The sequence below is a fragment of the Flavobacterium frigoris genome, from assembly GCF_900111075.1.
Classification (GTDB): domain Bacteria; phylum Bacteroidota; class Bacteroidia; order Flavobacteriales; family Flavobacteriaceae; genus Flavobacterium; species Flavobacterium frigoris.
The window spans coordinates 430,628-448,765 of sequence record NZ_FOFZ01000002.1; the positions used below are offsets into that span (position 1 = coordinate 430,628).

Annotated in this window: 11 protein-coding genes and 1 tRNA gene; 4 read left to right on the forward strand and 8 right to left on the reverse strand. The window is 34.2% G+C overall.

The genetic code is table 11. The features are described from left to right. Nucleotides 1-36 precede the first annotated feature (36 nt). Both BMW63_RS05020 and BMW63_RS05025 read right to left on the reverse strand, forming a co-directional pair. Nucleotides 37-3,087, reverse strand: a complete 3,051-nt coding sequence (locus tag BMW63_RS05020) for a TAT-variant-translocated molybdopterin oxidoreductase (protein ID WP_074721833.1) — start codon at nt 3,085-3,087, stop codon at nt 37-39. Nucleotides 3,088-3,119: 32 nt separating this feature from the next. After that, a complete protein-coding gene (locus tag BMW63_RS05025) occupies nt 3,120-4,439 on the reverse strand; it encodes a c-type cytochrome (RefSeq protein ID WP_074721835.1) in 1,320 nt (439 codons plus the stop codon). Between the two features lie 217 nt (nt 4,440-4,656). Here BMW63_RS05025 and BMW63_RS05030 point away from each other — a divergent pair, with 217 nt between their 5' ends. After that, nucleotides 4,657-5,046 carry an SPOR domain-containing protein gene (locus BMW63_RS05030; RefSeq protein ID WP_074721837.1) on the forward strand — a complete coding sequence of 130 codons (390 nt, stop codon included), beginning with the start codon at nt 4,657-4,659 and terminating at the stop codon, nt 5,044-5,046. Between the two features lie 1,391 nt (nt 5,047-6,437). Here BMW63_RS05030 and BMW63_RS05035 read toward each other — a convergent pair. From BMW63_RS05035 to rimP, 4 genes are all read right to left on the reverse strand, one after another. Then, the gene (locus tag BMW63_RS05035) at nt 6,438-7,526 is read right to left on the reverse strand and encodes a hypothetical protein (protein WP_074721839.1); all 1,089 of its coding nucleotides are present in this window, start codon (nt 7,524-7,526) and stop codon (nt 6,438-6,440) included. Between the two features lie 75 nt (nt 7,527-7,601). Beyond that, nucleotides 7,602-10,481, reverse strand: coding sequence for a translation initiation factor IF-2 (gene infB, locus BMW63_RS05040; RefSeq protein ID WP_074721841.1), 2,880 nt, complete (start codon nt 10,479-10,481; stop codon nt 7,602-7,604). A gap of 112 nt (nt 10,482-10,593) precedes the next feature. Then, complete coding sequence (gene nusA, locus BMW63_RS05045) at nt 10,594-11,847, reverse strand: transcription termination factor NusA (RefSeq protein ID WP_074721843.1); 1,254 nt, start codon at nt 11,845-11,847, stop codon at nt 10,594-10,596. 13 nt (nt 11,848-11,860) lie between these two features. Then, nucleotides 11,861-12,325: a ribosome assembly cofactor RimP gene (gene rimP / locus BMW63_RS05050; protein ID WP_074721845.1), complete on the reverse strand. Its 465-nt coding sequence runs from the start codon at nt 12,323-12,325 to the stop codon at nt 11,861-11,863. Between the two features lie 175 nt (nt 12,326-12,500). On the opposite strand from rimP, the gene BMW63_RS05055 reads away from it, so the two are divergent. Further along, nucleotides 12,501-13,325, forward strand: a complete 825-nt coding sequence (locus BMW63_RS05055) for a universal stress protein (protein WP_074721847.1) — start codon at nt 12,501-12,503, stop codon at nt 13,323-13,325. 101 nt (nt 13,326-13,426) lie between these two features. Here the strand turns inward: BMW63_RS05055 and BMW63_RS05060 are convergent. After that, nucleotides 13,427-13,497 (reverse strand) — tRNA-Gln (locus BMW63_RS05060). 237 nt (nt 13,498-13,734) lie between these two features. Between BMW63_RS05060 and BMW63_RS05065 the strand changes: the two genes are divergently transcribed. Together BMW63_RS05065 and BMW63_RS05070 are read left to right on the forward strand one after the other, a co-directional pair. Next, complete coding sequence (locus tag BMW63_RS05065; protein ID WP_074721849.1) at nt 13,735-17,046, forward strand: glycosyltransferase family 117 protein; 3,312 nt, start codon at nt 13,735-13,737, stop codon at nt 17,044-17,046. A gap of 90 nt (nt 17,047-17,136) precedes the next feature. Further along, nucleotides 17,137-17,784 (forward strand): polysaccharide deacetylase family protein, encoded by a 648-nt coding sequence (locus BMW63_RS05070; protein WP_074722092.1) that lies wholly within the window; start codon nt 17,137-17,139, stop codon nt 17,782-17,784. Nucleotides 17,785-17,801: 17 nt separating this feature from the next. On the opposite strand, the gene BMW63_RS05075 is transcribed toward BMW63_RS05070, so the two are convergent. Then, nucleotides 17,802-18,098 carry a thioredoxin family protein gene (locus BMW63_RS05075; RefSeq protein ID WP_074721851.1) on the reverse strand — a complete coding sequence of 99 codons (297 nt, stop codon included), beginning with the start codon at nt 18,096-18,098 and terminating at the stop codon, nt 17,802-17,804. Nucleotides 18,099-18,138: the final 40 nt, after the last annotated feature.

The window sequence follows — 18,138 nt, forward strand, 5'->3', positions numbered from 1 at the left end:
TCCTTTATCTTGTTTCTTAATTAATAATTTTTTGTACTAAGTATTTCTAACTTTAACGTGATAAATCACATTAGGCTTTGTTCCAACATGTTCCAGCAAATGATACATTCTTTCATCCTCTGCTAATTTTGTGATCTGACTTTCTTTATCATTAACATCCCCAAAGGCCATTGCTCCGTTAGAACAAGCATTTGAACATGCAGTTTGAAATTCTCCATCAACTACTTCTCTTCCTTCTCTTTTAGCATTTAAAATTGTAGCTTGTGTCATTTGAATACACATAGAACATTTTTCCATAACTCCACGAGAACGAACATTCACATCAGGATTTAAGACCATACGACCTAAATCATCATTCATATGATAATCAAATTCACTGTTTTTGTTATACAAGAACCAGTTAAAACGACGTACTTTATACGGACAGTTGTTAGCACAGTAACGCGTACCAACACATCTGTTATAAGCCATATGATTTTGCCCTTGACGGCTATGTGATGTTGCCGCTACTGGACAAACAGTTTCACAAGGTGCGTGATTACAGTGCTGACACATTACAGGCTGAAATGAAACTTGAGGATTATCACCTGCTTTTTCCATCTCATTAAATGTAGACAATGAACTAGACAAACCAGAAATGTTTTCTTTTCTTTCGTTATCACCTTCAAACGTACTTTCAGAAGAATAATATCTATCGATACGCAACCAGTGCATATCACGACTTCTTCTAATTTCTGACTTACCTACTACAGGCACATTATTTTCGGCATGACAAGCGATTACACAAGCCCCGCAACCAGTACAAGCATTCAAGTCAATAGAAAGATTAAAGTGATGCCCAACAGAACGATCAAACGAATCCCATAAATCTACTGTAGTCCCTTCTACTTCTTCATGGTTCAAAGAGACCATTGGAACTTCATTCCAATACTTAGCATCTTTAGTATTGAATATCTCCAAAGAAGTCTCTTTGATAATATCCCCTCTACCCATTAATGTTTTTTGACCTTGAACACAAGCAAACTCGTGATCTCCGTCAGCTTTTACTAATGTAACAGATTGCACATCATTAAAATCTTTATATAAAGTGTAAGCATTTAAACCTACTTGCATTTCTTCTTTTAAAGCCGCTTTACGACCATAACCTAAAGCCAAACCAATCGTACCAACAGCCTGACCTGGTTGAACAATTACTGGCACATTGTCTAGTTTTAAACCATCTGCCGTAGTAATTGTAGCATAACTTCCGTTAAGACCACCATTAGCAACGATTTCATTAGACATCAATAACGCTTTAGCATCTGCATTTGAAACAGTAACATAATTATCCCAAGAAACTCTTGTAATAGGATCTGGAAATTCCTGCAACCAAGGATTATTAGCTTGTTGACCGTCACCCATGCCTGTTTTAGTATACAACACTAATTCAAAACCTGCGGCAGCTTTAGATTTTGCTAATGCACTTGCAGCAGCACTAAAATCTGCAGAACCACCAGAAACCGATTGAGCAGCACCAACATAAACACCATCATGCAATATTTTATTCCAAGAAGCACCCGCAATAATTAAAGATGAATTTGCTTTTATATAATCATAATATGTTCCCGACATTCCATTTAAAGACATTAACACATCTTGAAATTGTTTTGTATCGAACAAAGGACGAATTGTAGGTTGAGTTAAACTATACGTGCCTTTAGTAAGACTTAAATCACCCCAAGCTTCCAAATAATGAGGAACTGGAGCAGCAATCGTACTAAGTAAAGCCGTTTCATCTTCTTTTAAAGTTAAAGATACAGATGTAGTAACTTTTTTAAGACCTTCAGCAAAAGAAGCCGAATCTGCTAATGTATAAACAGGATTAACACCACTCATTATCAAAGTATGAACACTTCCTGATTTCATATCCTTAACCAATTGAGCTAATTTCTCGTTTGATCCTTTTCTTATTTGTCGTGTTCCAAAAGTGCTAAAAGCCTCACTGGCTAAAACTTGATTAATAGCCAAAACTAATAACTGAGCATTTTTATCCTGAATACCAGAAACCAATACTCCTTTTGAACCAGCTAACTTTAATTGCTGCGCCGCTTTTGTTACTTCAGATTTAAACTTCTCTTCTAAACTAACAGCAACAGCAGAACCAGTTACTATATTATATATATGTACTAAAGCCTGTTTTTGATTTGCAGTAGACATCGGTAAACGTTTATCAGCAGCAGCACCAGACAAAGTCATATTTGCTTCTAATTGAAAATGACGTGACATTTTTCCGTTTTTAGGAACTCTACCTTGAGTATAACCTGAATCATACCCGCCACCTTGCCAATCTCCAAGGAAATCTGCCCCTACAGAAACTATTAGCGAAGCTTTTGAAAAATCATAATCAACTAAAGCTCTTTCACCATAAACAGTTTCAAAAGCATCTAAAGCTTCAGATGAAGAAACAGCATCATAAATAATATGTTTCCCATTTGGGTTTGAAGCAATAAATTGACTAATCAACTTTTCAGTAGATGGACTAGCTAAAGTATTAGTCAACAATACTACTTGTCCGCCTTTTGCCTTAGCATCAACTATACTTGATTTAATTTTTGAATCTACAGCAGACCACGTTGAATCTTTACCACCAATTTTAGGTTCTTTCAAACGCATATTATCGTACAACGACAATATCGATGCATGAATTCTAGCATTAGCAGTAAATTTAGCTCCTGAAATAGTATTATTGTCTATTTTAATAGGACGCCCCTCACGAGTTTTAACAAGTAGGTTTGCAAAATCAAAACCATCAAAAACAGAAGTAGCATAATAATCAGCTACTCCAGGAATGATTTGCTCTGGCTGCAACACATAAGGAATCGACTTGTTAACCGGACCCTCACACGCAGCAAGTGTAGCTGCTGCAGTACTAAATCCAACGTACTTTAAAAAGTCACGACGTGATGTTGAAGAAGACATTGCCTCTTTACTTCCTAAAAATTCATCAGTAGGAATTGCTTCAACAAATTCGTTATTTCTAAGCGCCTCAACAATAGAACCGTTTTCTAGTTCTTCAACACTTTTCCAGTATTTTTTGTTTGATGACATTGTATATAAATATTAAAATCTTAATAATTTGATTAATAGTGACATTTACCACACTCTAATCCACCCATTTGCGCTGCAGTCAGCTTGTCAACACCGTATTTTTTAGAAAGTTCATCATGAATTTTTGTGTAATATTCATTTCCTTTCATCTTAACATCAGTTACTCTATGACAGTTAATACACCAACCCATTGTCAAAGGAGCAAATTGCTTTTGAATCTCATAAGTCTGAACCGGACCGTGACATGTCTGACATTCGATCCCGGCAACAGTAACGTGTTGAGAGTGATTGAAATAAACGAAATCAGGTAAGTTATGAATACGAACCCATTTTACAGGTTGTGTTTTTCCAGTATAAGACTGAGTTGATTTATCCCAACCCACTGCCGTATATAATTTTTGGATTTGCTCATCGTAAAATGCCTTGCTGTATTCTGGCGTAGCAGTACTTTCAGCAACTTCAGCAATGTTTTTATGACAGTTCATACAAACATTCAAAGAAGGAATTCCTGCATTTTTACTAACTCTAGCCGCAGAGTGACAGTATTTACAATTAATCTCATTATCACCAGCGTGAATTCTATGAGAATAATGTATCGGCTGAATTGGTTCGTAGTTTTGATCTACCCCCACCTGCATTAAAAAACCATAAACAAAATACGCACTAGCCAACAATAAAAATATAGCAGTAACTAATACTAAGAATTGATTTTTGGCAAACGCTTTCCAAATAGGAGTAGTAGGCGTTTTTGACGCTACCTCTATACCATTTACTTTAGCTACTTTTCTTAAAACGTTATTCACCAAGAATAACATGACCACTAACATAGCCATAACAAGAGCAAGAGCACCTAAAATTATATTATTAGACACAGCTCCTTGATCAGAACCGCCAGCAACAACAGCGCCAGGAACTGCAGCAGGAGCTTCAGCCTTCACTTCAGAAGTGTAAGCGATAATGTTATCAATATCACCTTCCGACAGCGTAGGAAAAGCAGTCATAGCGACCTTATTATTCTCTTCATAGACTTTTACAGCCTTTGCATCCCCTGACTTAATAAGCTCAGCACTATTATTAATCCACTTGTACAACCAAGGCATATCATACTTAGCAGCAATACCCCTAAGAGCCGGACCAGTTGCCTTAACATCAAGCTTATGACATGCAGCACAATTTGAATTAAAAAGTTCTTTACCCTTTACCGGGTCACCACCTTGAGCGGCTACTGGAGCTTCAGTTGCGGCAGCTGGAACAGCATCTTGCGCAAATGAAGTTAAGGAAACAGTTAGCATCAAAGCTAAGCTTAAAAATAGTTTCCTTGAGTTCGAATTATGGTTACCCACCTTTTTCATAAAGTATAATGATTATCTACTAAAAATTGGCACAGTTTTTTCTATAAACACATATATAAAAACTGTTCCTTTATTTTAAACTTCGACAAAAATACGACTTAGAAACTATTCTCAAAACCTTAAAATAATCTTAATTTCAATTTATAACTATTCTAAATAATAATTATGCTTTCCATTCATCCATTAAATACTATTTTTGCCTAAAAACCACAACGTTATGAGAATTATTACAATAAAAAATATCTTTTATTACTCCTTTATACTGAGTGTACTATCCAGTAATTTAAAAGCACAAGACCGAAACCTTACCATTTCTCAAGATCCTAAATTTGAGCAACTATTAAATGAAAAAAGAAAAATAAATGCTTCAATAGCTGTAAATGAGCGCTATAAAATTCAAGTCTTCAGTGGCGATAATGATAAAGCAAAAAAGACATTAAACGATTGCAAACAAGATTTTGCAGATCTCGATGGCACAATAGTATTCAACACTCCTAATTATAAAGTTTGGATCGGCAACTTTAGAACTAAGATCGAAGCAGAACGCAATTTAATCGAAATTCGTAGAAAGTACGAAAACGCTTATTTAATAAAACCGCAGAAATAAAAAGAATAGATAAACGTTCTGCTTACGAAAGTCACAACAACTAAATAAAACACTAAAACCACTTCGAAATGAAGTGGTTTCTTCTTTTTAATCCGCTTGTACTGCGTCGTGTGATCCCTCGAATTGCAAATTTGAACTACCGTTGTCGACATATTCGAGTCACCGTGAAATTTCCTTATGGCAGGCATTAACAAATCAATGACAACAACAAAAATCATTATTATTCTTGGCATATTTCACAACTCAATTAGTTCTTAAAAACAAAAATCCAGTTTGAGCAGCTCCTTATTTTATATGCTTTGTTTGTTAGTTGTTAAGAGCACCAAGCCTATGACATTCGCATAATACACCATCTTTAATAAAGTCTTGTATTAATTAGAAACCATTTCCTATCAGAATACCAGATTTACAAACCAGCCACAAAAGTTATATATACTATCTAAGGACTTCAGACTTTCTTTAAAAGATTTAAAATTATAAATAAAAGCACTAAAGCCACTTCGTAATGAAGTGGCTTCTACTTTAAGAAAGCTCTCAATATCCTTGTCTGTGGGCACAGATTGTAAATCTGCACTAAAATTGTCGACATATCGAACTGGCCCGCCCTATTTATGCTATCTATTCAATAGTTAGATTTACATATCAAATCACTACTATAATAAGGCCCATAAATAATTATCAAGGTTATTTCGTAAACATTTTTATAAAGGAAAAAAGCCATCCAATAAATTATTAATTACTACTAGTTTAGTATTTAATAAATCCGTTTTTGATCAGTAATTTGAAAACCCTACCTATGAAATAACTGCTTTCTATCTAATTTTTTGTACTCCTTTTCAAATTTATTTTTAAAAAAAAAAATAAATATGATCCTTTAAAAAAACATTAATTGCTACTTTTTAACCTAAAGTATGATTAAAAAATAGATTATATTCTTTAATATTGCTACTTTTTCTATAAGAATGGAAAATCTAAAATGACTTCATTAAACATATTTCCTGCTTAAAATTTTTTGAGAATAAAATATAATGATTTGTTTATATCGGATCATTTTTCTCCTTTTTTATACCACATAATATATAAGAATTAACTTACTTTTGTTTTGAACAAGAAACAACTAACATTATAAAATTAAAACTTGATCTAGATTAACCGGTAAAACACCTTATGTTATTCTCTCTAGCAAATTGATTAATTTCCTACCTCTATTTTTAAAATATACATCTCGTCTACTGAATGTGATTAATCACTAAAATCATCTTGACTAAAGTATGAACCGTTTAGCATAAAAATTATGAGCGGCACTAAGTAAAACACGTAATATCATTCGAATATATTCTTTGATAAAAAACAAACACTAATAATTCTCTAAAAACAACTCACTAAAAAATTTATATAACATTAAAATACTTTTTATAAATACGTTTTTTATCCACGACTGTTCGTTCTGATTTTCTATATTCTTTTAGCAATTCTTTATCGGAAGAAAGCATGTTAATAATATATTTATTAGTCAAAAAAATCGGGTTACCCGTTATCCTATCAAGAAGTAAAGGAACGGATAATTCAGATGGATCAAGAGTTAACAACATCCCTAATAATCCAAAGGAACTTCTTATTGCAGCAAAATCGACCGTATTACAACTAACTTCATTAATAAAATAATAATCCCCCATTATTTCAGTTTTAAAATAAAATCTCACAGTTGAAAATCTAGATGAATTTATATAAAAACTAAGCCCATCACTGAAACCAAAGAATTTAGTTTCGACTCTTCCGTTACGACTATTCAAAAGACAATTCCCCTCCTTATATTTAGTTATCCGATAATCATCTAAATCTAAAACCTCCCCAGTATTAAGGTCATTAAAATTTACATAAACCCCCTTTTTACTTAAATCAAAATTATCTGTAGAATCAAGTGCTGCACTGGAATCGAATTCAACGGGTATTTTATAAGTTTCATTTGACTTTTTATAATCATCAAAACAGTTTTTAATAGCCAAAATGACACATTCATCATGTTTAGCAGTAACATCAAAACCTACCTCTGAAATTGTTGAAGTATATGTTCCGATAATATAATCCTTATTCTCTTTTCTATCAATTATATCCAAAACAACAGTCGCATAACCAGTCTCTTGATTGGACGTGGTTACTTCAGAAACAAAAATTTCATTGACTCGAATAGATATTGGTTTCTTACCCTGTTTTTTTGGATAAATCACTGCTAAGAAACTAGCCAACTCATCTACAAAAGGCCTTTTAAAGTTTACCGGAACTTTAGAATTCGTAATAGATTTTTGCGCAATTCCAATATCTTCTTTGAATTGTCTCCCATCGTAAATATTGTTAATATAAAAATCGCTTTCAATTTCCTTATTACTGTCCTTCTCAAGAGATATTAAATAATGACTATCATTTTGCGCATTAATCGATAAACAAAACAACAAACAAAGAGACATCAAAAGTGCTTTCATAAATAAATAATTTAAGTCTAAAATAAAAAAAATCCCGAAGAATCGGGATTTTTAAATTATATAAGTAATTGAGTTTTATTTCAATTTCTTTTTGATTGCTACTTCATGGTACGCTTCAATAACATCTCTTTCTTCAATGTCATTATACCCTTTAATTTGGATACCACAATCGTAACCTTTAGCTACTTCTTTAACATCATCCTTGAAACGTTTCAAAGCACTAAGCTCACCTGAGTGGACTACAACACCATCACGAATAATTCTAATTTTAGCATTTCTAGCTATTTTGCCATCCATAACCATACAACCTGCGATTGATCCCACTTTAGAGATTTTAAATATCTCTCTAATTTCGGCAGTACCTAGAATTTCTTCCTTCATCTCAGGAGCTAGCATTCCTTCCATTGCATCTTTCAAGTCATCGATTGCTGCATAGATAATAGAATAGTAACGGATATCGATTTCTTCTTTATCAGCAAGCTGTCTTGCATTACCTGCAGGACGAACATTAAATCCGATAATGATCGCATCTGAAGCAGAAGCCAACATAACGTCAGTTTCAGTAATCGCTCCAACACCTTTATGTATAATGTTAATTTGAATTTCTTCAGTAGATAATTTAGAAAACGAATCAGATAATGCTTCAACAGAACCATCAACATCTCCTTTAAGGATCACGTTCAATTCTTTAAATTGACCTAAAGCAATACGACGACCAATTTCATCCAATGTAATATGACGCTGTGTACGAACAGATTGTTCACGCATTAATTGAGAACGTTTAGATGCAATTTGTTTTGCTTCTTTTTCGTCTTCGAATACATTGAACTTGTCACCCGCTGTTGCTGCACCATCAAGACCTAACACCGATACTGGAGTAGAAGGACCTGCAATGGTAACAATATTACCTCTTTCATCATGCATGGCTTTAATTTTACCATGATGTTTACCAGCCAACATATAATCTCCAACTTTAAGAGTACCATGTTGAACTAATATAGTAGAAACATATCCTTTACCTTTATCTAAAAAGGCTTCAACTACTGTTCCTTGTGCCTCTTTATTAGGATTCGATTTTAAATCTAAAATTTCTGCTTCTAATAAAACTTTTTCCAACAATTCTTTTACACCTGTACCCACTTTTGCTGAGATATCATGAGATTGGAATTTACCACCCCAGTCTTCTACAAGTAAATTCATACCTGCTAATTTCTCTTTAATTTTTTCAGGATTTGAATTTGGTTTATCTATTTTATTGATAGCGAATATAATTGGCACTCCTGCTGCCTGAGCATGACTTATAGCCTCTTTAGTTTGCGGCATGATATCATCATCTGCAGCAATTACAATAATAGCAATATCTGTTACTTGAGCACCACGTGCACGCATCGCAGTAAACGCCTCGTGACCTGGTGTATCTAAGAAAGCAATTTTTTGACCATTATCTAAAGTTACTCCGTATGCACCGATGTGCTGCGTAATACCTCCTGATTCACCAGCGATAACATTTTCCTTACGGATATAATCCAGCAAAGATGTTTTACCGTGATCGACGTGACCCATTACAGTAACAATAGGCGCTCTAAAAACTAAATCTTCCTCCCTATCTTCAACAACAGTTATAGAATCCTCAATATCTACAGTGATAAATTCAACTTCATACCCAAATTCATCCGCTACAATTGTTAACGTTTCTGCATCAAGACGTTGATTCATGGTTACCATGATTCCAAGAGACATACAAGTACCTATCACTTTTGTAATAGGCACATCCATCATGATGGCAATTTCACCAACAGTTACGAACTCTGTAACCTTAATGGTTTTACTTCCTTCTTCTATTGCTCTTTGCTCATCATCAGATTTCTGACGGTGCGTATCTCTTTTGTCTCTTCTGTATTTAGCTGCCTTAGATTTACCTCCTTTTTTACCTTGAAGTTTTTCTAAAGTTTCACGAATTTGGTTTTTTACTTCCTCTTCCGTAGGCTCCACTTTTGCTACAATTGCAGGTCTATTTCCTCTTACGAATCCAGGTCTTGAACTTCTATTCGCGTTAAAACCACCGCCTCCGCCAGTATTTGGCGTAATCTTATTAGGATTTGGAGCACCTGGAACTCTAGGTGTACCTGGTTTAGGAGCAATTCTCTTGCGTTTATTTTTATTAGCCGCTCCAGCAGCACCGGCAGCGCCTGGCTTATTTGGAGTGATTTTTGGCTCTTCTTTTTTCTTCTTCGGCTTATTAAACTGAGACAAATCAATAGTTTGACCAGTTAATTTAGTACCCGATAATTTCTGATATTGAGTTGTAATAGCTTCCTCAACCGGAGCTTCATCCGTTTTTGGAGCTGCCTTTTCTTCCGAAACAACAACTTTTTTATCTCCTTTTACTGGTTCCTTTACTGGCTCCTTAGTTTCGACAACGGCTTTCACCTCTTTTTTGTCAGAAACAACTTTTTCCTCAACCGTTTCTTTTACAACTGGTTTTTCTGTCGAAGTTTTAGCTTTAGGCACTTCAATTTTTTCAGCAACAACAGGACGGGCCTCAGGAGTTCGCGTAACTGGTACTGGAGCAGCAGCCGCTTTTTTAGGATTAAGATCAATTTTCCCTACTTGAACAGGTCCCGCTATAACAGCTCTCGCTTTTACAACTTCTTGTTGTTTTTTAAGAATCTCTTCGTCGTGCTTACGCTTGTCTTCGATTTCTTTTTCTCTCTCAACACGTAAAGCCTCTTTCTCTTTCTTTTTCTCTTCTCCTACTTCTTTTGAAGCCTCTTTTTTACCTCTGTCACCCGCAAATTGACCGCACAAGACATTGTATACATCATTAGAAATTTTTGTGTTTGGGTTTGCTTCAATAGCAATCCCTTTATCTTTTAGATAATCCACAGCTCTTTCCAAAGAAATATTCAATTCCCTTAAAACTTTGTTTATTCTAATAATTCTCTCTTCAGACATAAAACCTTTTTATTATTACCTTTTTTGTTATTCCTCGCTTTACTCCTAACTCGATATCTATCGAGCAAGAATTAATTGTAAAGCGGCATGTTTATCGTTGAAGATTCATTGACTAACTATCAAACTCTTCTTTCAATATTCTCATTACATCTAGAATCGTTTCCTCTTCTAGGTCTGTTCTTCTTACTAAATCCTCTACGTCTTGTTTTAAGATACTTTTTGCAGTATCTAAACCAATTTTCGCAAATTCCTCAATAACCCAGCTTTCGATTTCATCTGAAAATTCTGTTAATTCAACATCATCTTCATCGGCAGTTGCGCCAGCAACATCTCCTTCACGAATAACATCTAACTCATAACCTGTCAAAAGACCAGCTAATCTAATGTTGTGTCCACCTCTACCAATCGCTTTTGAAACTTCTTCTAATTTCAAGAAAACCTCTGCTCTTTTAGTTTCTTCATTTATCTTAATTGAAGATACTTTTGCAGGACTTAGCGCTCTTGTAATATATAATTGAATGTTACTTGTATAATTAATAACATCTATATTTTCATTTCCTAATTCACGAACAATTCCGTGAATACGCGATCCCTTCATACCTACACAGGCACCTACTGGATCAATTCTATCGTCATAAGTTTCTACAGCTACTTTTGCTTTTTCACCTGGGATTCTCACTACATTTTTAACCATAATTAAACCGTCAAAAACTTCAGGAATTTCTTGTTCAAACAATTTCTCTAAAAACTTCTCAGAAGTTCTAGACATAATAATTTGAGGTTTGTTTCCTTTTAATTCAACGCTTTCAATTATCCCACGAACGTTATCTCCTTTACGGAAAAAATCAGATTGAATTTGCTTTTCTTTTGGTAAAACAATTTCATTTCCTTCATCATCCACCAAAATTACAACTCTAGGTCTCACGTGATGCACCTCAGCAGTATAAATCTCTCCAATTAAATCCTTGAATTGTTTGTAAAGATTTGTATTGTCGTGTTCATGTATTTTAGAAATAAGGTTTTGGCGTAAAGCCAAAATAGCTCTTCTTCCTAAATCTATTAATTTTACTTCTTCAGAAACTTCTTCACCAATTTCAAAATCGGCTTCAATTTTTCTTGCCTCTGTTAAAGTAATTTCTTCGTTTTCAAAATCTAAATCTTCGTCCGCAACAATAACTCTTCGTCTCCAAATTTCCATATCTCCTTTATCAGGATTTATAATAATATCGAAATTATCATCTGAACCGTATTTTTTCTTCAATGCATTTCTAAATACATCTTCCAAAATTGCCATAAGCGTTACACGATCAATAAGTTTATCATCTTTAAACTCTGAGAATGAATCGATTAATGCTAAATTTTCCATGCGAATCCTTTAATTAAAATGTTACTGTAACAATTGCTTCTTTTATATCTGCGTAAGGGATTTGTAGCGTCTTTTCAACTGTCTCTTTACCTTTACCTATCTTTTTAGGTTCTCTTGCTTTCCACGACAAAATTACAAAATCATCATTAGCTTCCACTAATTCTGCTTCAATATTTTCTGTATTAGTTTTCACAATCAATGTTCTACCTATATTTTTCTTGTATTGTCTGATCTTTTTCAATGGAGAAGAAACCCCTGCTGAGGCCACTTCCATAGAATAATCCTGCTCTTCTCTGTCTAAACTAGCATCTATCATGCGACTGATATCGATACAGTCCTGTAATACCACACCATTGTCATCGTCTAAAGTTATAATAACCTTAAAAGCATCAGTGATGGTAAGGTCTATCAAGAAAAGCGATGGCTTTTCTACAAGAGCTTCAGTCAACAATAAATTTACTTTTTCTTTAAATGTCATATTTTTTATAAAAAGAGGGGACATTTAGTCCCCTCATTATCTAGATTTTAATAAATAACGGTGCAAATATAGTGTTTTTTTTATAAATTTAATTGATTGAATGCTGTTAAAATAATTCTTATCTTTATACAAGCAAGAAAATCAAGAATTTTCTCCTAATTTAATCCATTTATTCATGAAACGAATTTTAGTCCCAACCGATTTTTCAGCACATGCAGAAAACGCATTAAAAGTCGCCGCACAAATTGCAAAAAAAAGCAATTCTGAAATACTTCTACTCCATATGTTAGAAATTCCAAATCAAATGAATGACGCTATAACAGGAGCCGCAAGCATCCCTGAAGTGATGCTATTCATTAAGAAAGCAAACGAAACGCTCCTAAAATTAAAAGACAATGACTATCTAAAAGGAATACAAGTAACTGAATTTGTGAAATTTGAAAAAGCATTTGACGGAATCCTATCCTTTAGTAGTGAGCACAAAACAGATTTAATAGTCATGGGGTCTCATGGAGTTTCTGGTATCGAAGAAATATTAATTGGCTCAAATACAGAAAAAGTAGTTCGACTCTCAGAAGTTCCGGTGCTGGTAATTAAAAAAGACTCCACCGAATTGAAAGGAACCAACTTTGTTTTCGCATCGGATTTTTCCAAAGAAATAAAAAAACCATTCGAAAAAATGATTGCCTTTAGCAAAATATTTGATGCAAAATTAAACTTAGTAATGATTTGCACCCCCAATAGTTTCAAATCAACTGCCCTTTCAGAAAAAATAATGAATGATTTCATAGCCGATTTTAAAATTACTAACTACTCCACTCATATTTATAATGACGTAAATATCGAAAAAGGAATCATTAACTTCTCTAAAACTATAAATGCTGATTTGATAGGACTATGCACCCACGGAAGAACAGGCTTAGCTCACTTTTTCACAGGAAGCATTGGCGAAGACTTAGTAAACCATGCGATAAGACCCGTAGTCACTTTCAAAATATAAAGTCACTTTATTTTAGACAGCGCTTTCAAACTGGACAAAATGTGATTTCCGGAGTTTAAAATTACTCCAAAAAAAAAGCCTCTCATATTGAGAGGCTTTTGTTGGTCTACAAGGACTCGAACCTTGAACGACTGCACCAAAAACAGTTGTGTTACCATTACACCATAGACCATCAGTGCTGCTTAGCGAGTGCAAATTTATAATAAAATTCAGGTTGTGCAAACTTTTTTGAACTTTTTATTCAAAAAATACACAAAAAAAATCAAATCAAATCACCTTCAAATTGAAAATTACTAAAAACCAATATGTTACCAAAATAAATAGTTTGACAGAAATTTTCGATAATCTTTCCTGCCTTAAATAAAAAAACATTTTCTTTGTAACTTAAAATATAACTAAATTTCAATACATGAATAAGGCGCCATTCAATTTCAATAAATGGAATACGATCATAGGTTGGTTTACATTTGTCATCGCATTAATAACTTATACCCTTACGGTTGAACCCACAATGAGTTTCTGGGATTGCGGAGAATATATCGCTACCGCAGCAAAACTTGAAGTAGGCCATCCTCCAGGAGCACCATTGTTCCAAATGATTGGTGCCTTCTTTGCAATGTTTGCTTCTGACAACGAACATATCGCCTTAATGGTGAATATGACTTCTGTCGTTTCAAGTGCCTTTACTATTTTATTCTTATTTTGGTCTTCATCGATGATCTTGAAAAAATTAATTTCGAGAACAACGGAACCAAATCTAAAAGAAGACGAGACAACACAATTAAACACAAGTAACGCTATTGTAATTCTAGGGAGCTCCTTTGTTGGCGCTTTGGCCTATACTTATTCTGATAGTTTTTGGTACAATGCTGTAGAAGCTGAAGTTTACGCTATGGCCTCTCTTTTAATATCCTTACTTTTTTGGCTGGGTTTACGCTGGGAACAAGACATGGATTCACCAAGAGGAAATCGATGGTTATTGATCATTTCACTAGTAATTGGACTGTCATTTGGAGTGCACTTTATGGCCCTTTTAACAATTCCTTCAATCGGACTATTGTATTTCTTTAAGCATTACAAAACAGTTACTATAAAAAACTTCATCATTGCTAATGTTGTAGTTATTTCCATACTGTTATTTATATTCAAACTACTTCTACCATTAACGATGTCTTTCTTTGCGTCAACAGAGGTTTTTACGGTTAATGCCTTAGGAATGCCTTTTGACTCTGGAACTATTCTAGTTACTGTCCTTCTTGCGGCCGCATTTTATTTCGGCCTGAAATACACTAACAACAAAGGTCTTGTAACCTACAATACGTTGATTTTATGTATTCTGTTCGTCTTAATTGGATTTTCAACCTGGACGATGTTACCTATTCGTGCTAATGCCAATGTGAACATCAATGAAAACAAACCGTCAGATGCACGTGAGGTACTCGCTTATTACAATAGAGAACAATATGGGTCTAACCCTTTGTTTTACGGCCCTCAGTACACCGAAGTTTTTGCAGGTTTAGACAAAAACAACCCATATCTTGACAAAGCTCCCAACTACGAAAGAAATTATAAAACTGGGAAATATGAAATTGTAAATAATTTTAAAAATGCTGTGCAAAATAGCGATGACAATCACAAAACGATTTTGCCTAGAATGTGGAGTACCGATCATATAGCTAATTATATGAACTTTACAGATGCTCCTGAATTCGAACTAAATCCTGATTACCCTTATGAAGAAGACTTAGCCAAATACGGAATTGATGTAAATCAATTGTCTGAAGAAGACTATAATAAAGCGATTGGGCAATTAAAGAATGAAATCAGAAAAACGGTTACAGAGTTTAGAACTGCCTACGCTCAAAAGCAGATCGACAATGATGGCTATGTAAAATTCCTAAAAAGTTACGGAGACTATTTGATAATAGAAAAACCAACAACAGTAGACAATTTGAGTTTTATGTTCGAATACCAGTTTGGCTATATGTATTGGAGGTACTTGATGTGGAACTTTGTTGGACGTCAAAATGACAACCAAGGAAGATACGATAGTCTAGACGGAAACTGGATTAGCGGCATAAAATTTATGGATGAGTTACACCTAGGCTCACAAGATAATTTACCCGCTGATGTCCTACAGAACAAAGGACGTAATACCTATTACTTTCTCCCATTCCTTTTGGGACTTATCGGATTAATGTATCATGCCACTAAAGACCGCAAAAGCTTCTACGTCTTATTGACTTTATTCTTATTCACTGGTATTGCTTTAAAAATCTATCTAAATGAAAGACCTTTTGAACCACGAGAGCGCGATTATGCCTTAGTGGGTTCTTTTTATGTTTTCGCGATTTGGATAGGATTTGGAGTGTATGCGCTTTATGAAAGTGCCCAAAAATATTTAGCCCCAAAAATAGCAGGGCCAATAATTATTGCTGCAAGCATATTAGCAGCTCCTGTGCTTATGGCGTCCCAAAATTGGGACGATCATGACCGTTCAGGAAAATATACGGCAACTGCAATGGCAAAAGCATATCTTAACTCCTGTGATCCTAATGCAATTCTATTTACCATAGGTGACAATGACACTTTCCCATTGTGGTACGCACAGGAAATAGAACACGTAAGGACTGACGTTAAAATTGTAAATACTAGTCTTTTTATGACCGATTGGTATATCGACCAAATGAAAATGAAAACATACGAAGCTGAACCATTACCAATCTCTTTTACCCATGATCAGTATGTAGGGGACAAATTGGATTACGTTGCGCACATTCCAAAAACAGAAAGCAGATGGGACGTCAAAGATTTAATGGACTTCATTAAAAATCCAAAATCTACTGTTGGTATGCAAAACGGACAAACGATTCATTTTTATCCAACTAATAAAATCAGAATTCCTGTTGATAAAAATGCAATCATACAAAACAAGGTAGTTGCACCTAAATATTATGACTCAATTGTACCTTATATTGACATCGACATCAAAGGGAACGCTTTGTATAAAAACCGATTAATGATGCTTGATATCGTAGCCAACAACGATTGGAAAAGACCCATCTACTTTAGCGCTGGTTCTTTTGATGATGATGACTACATCTGGATGAAAAACTACCTGCAACTCGACGGAATGGTCTATAAATTAGTTCCTGTAAAAAATGCAATCCCTAAAGATGGTAGCCCATTAGACATGGGACAAATTGATTCTGACAAAATGTACAACAATGTTATGAAATGGGATTGGGGTAATAGCGATAGCGACAAAATTTACCATGACCCTGAAACGAGACGCGAGAGTATTACATACAGAACAAATCTTGCTCGATTAATGGATCAATTGATTGTAGAAAGAAAATTCGATAAGGCAAAAAAGATTATTGAATTGTCTATGACAAAAATGCCATTGGATAAATTTGGCTATTACTCCTTAGTAGAACCTTTTACAAAAGGGTATTACCAAGTGGGTGAAAAAGCCAAAGCACAAGATCTCTTAGAAAAATTAATGGCAAAATACAAAGACAACCTTAATTACTACAGTAAATTAAGCTCTTCAGAACAATCAAGCTTAGCTGTTGATATTATCACAGACCTTGAACGCTACAGAAGCTTATTGCAAGTAATGAAAGAAAATGGAGACTTGAATTTCTATAATAAAAATAGAACTGTATTTAATACTTATATTCAAATGTTCGAACGTTTCGGACGAGAAAGAGAATAAAGTAGCCCCATAAATATCTTTTAAAAAATGCAGCAAAATTTAGAAATTTTGCTGCATTTTTTTTTAATTTTGATACAAACAAATACCAAGATGAGTTTTTACTGGATTAAAACACATTCACTAATCAAGAAATTATTCTCTCACTATATATGGGACTTGCCAAATACTGAAAATAAAGTTTACTTGACATTTGATGACGGCCCCACTCCAGAAATTACGGAATGGGTTATGGAACAGCTAGATTTGTACAACGCCAAAGCAACTTTTTTCTGCATTGGAAAAAACATTGAAGCCCACCGCTCTATTTTTGAAAAATTAATACAGAAGAAACATGCTATAGGCAATCACACTTTCAATCATTTAAACGGATGGCAAACTTCCTCAGATGACTATAGCGCCAATGTTTCACTTTGTGCTAATTCGATTAAAAACCACACAATTGGAACCAGTAACTCAGCCTCTAAACTCTTTCGCCCTCCCTATGGAAAAATTAAATCCATACAAGCAAAAAAATTAAAAAACAAAGGGTACAAAATAATTATGTGGGATGTTCTAAGTGCTGATTTTGATCAAACAATCACAAAAGAAAGATGTTTAAAAAATGTCACATCGAATATAAAACCAGGAAGTATAATTGTATTTCATGACAGTGTAAAAGCATTCAAAAACCTAGAATATACACTGCCAAAAGTCTTAGATTATTTAGATAAAAACAACTTCAGATGTGAAGTTATATGACAACAGAAGAAAAAGTATTACAATTGCTCTTGTACTATACTGATAAGAGTATTAGCATCTAGCTCACCTGATTGTCTCCAAATCATTTGACCTTCCTTATAAATCATTAAAGTAGGAAGCCCTTTAATTCTTAAAGCATCAGCTAATTGCTGATTTTTATCGACATCAATCTTAATAACCTTTGCCTTGTCGCCAAGGGCTGCTGCCACATCTCTTATTACAGGATGCATAGAAACAGATGACTCATTCCAATCTGTGTAAAAATCTAACAACACAGGCACTTGTGCGCTTATAAGTTCTCCAAATTTTGACATAAAACCAACGAATTTAATTTTTAAATCTACTTAAAAAAAC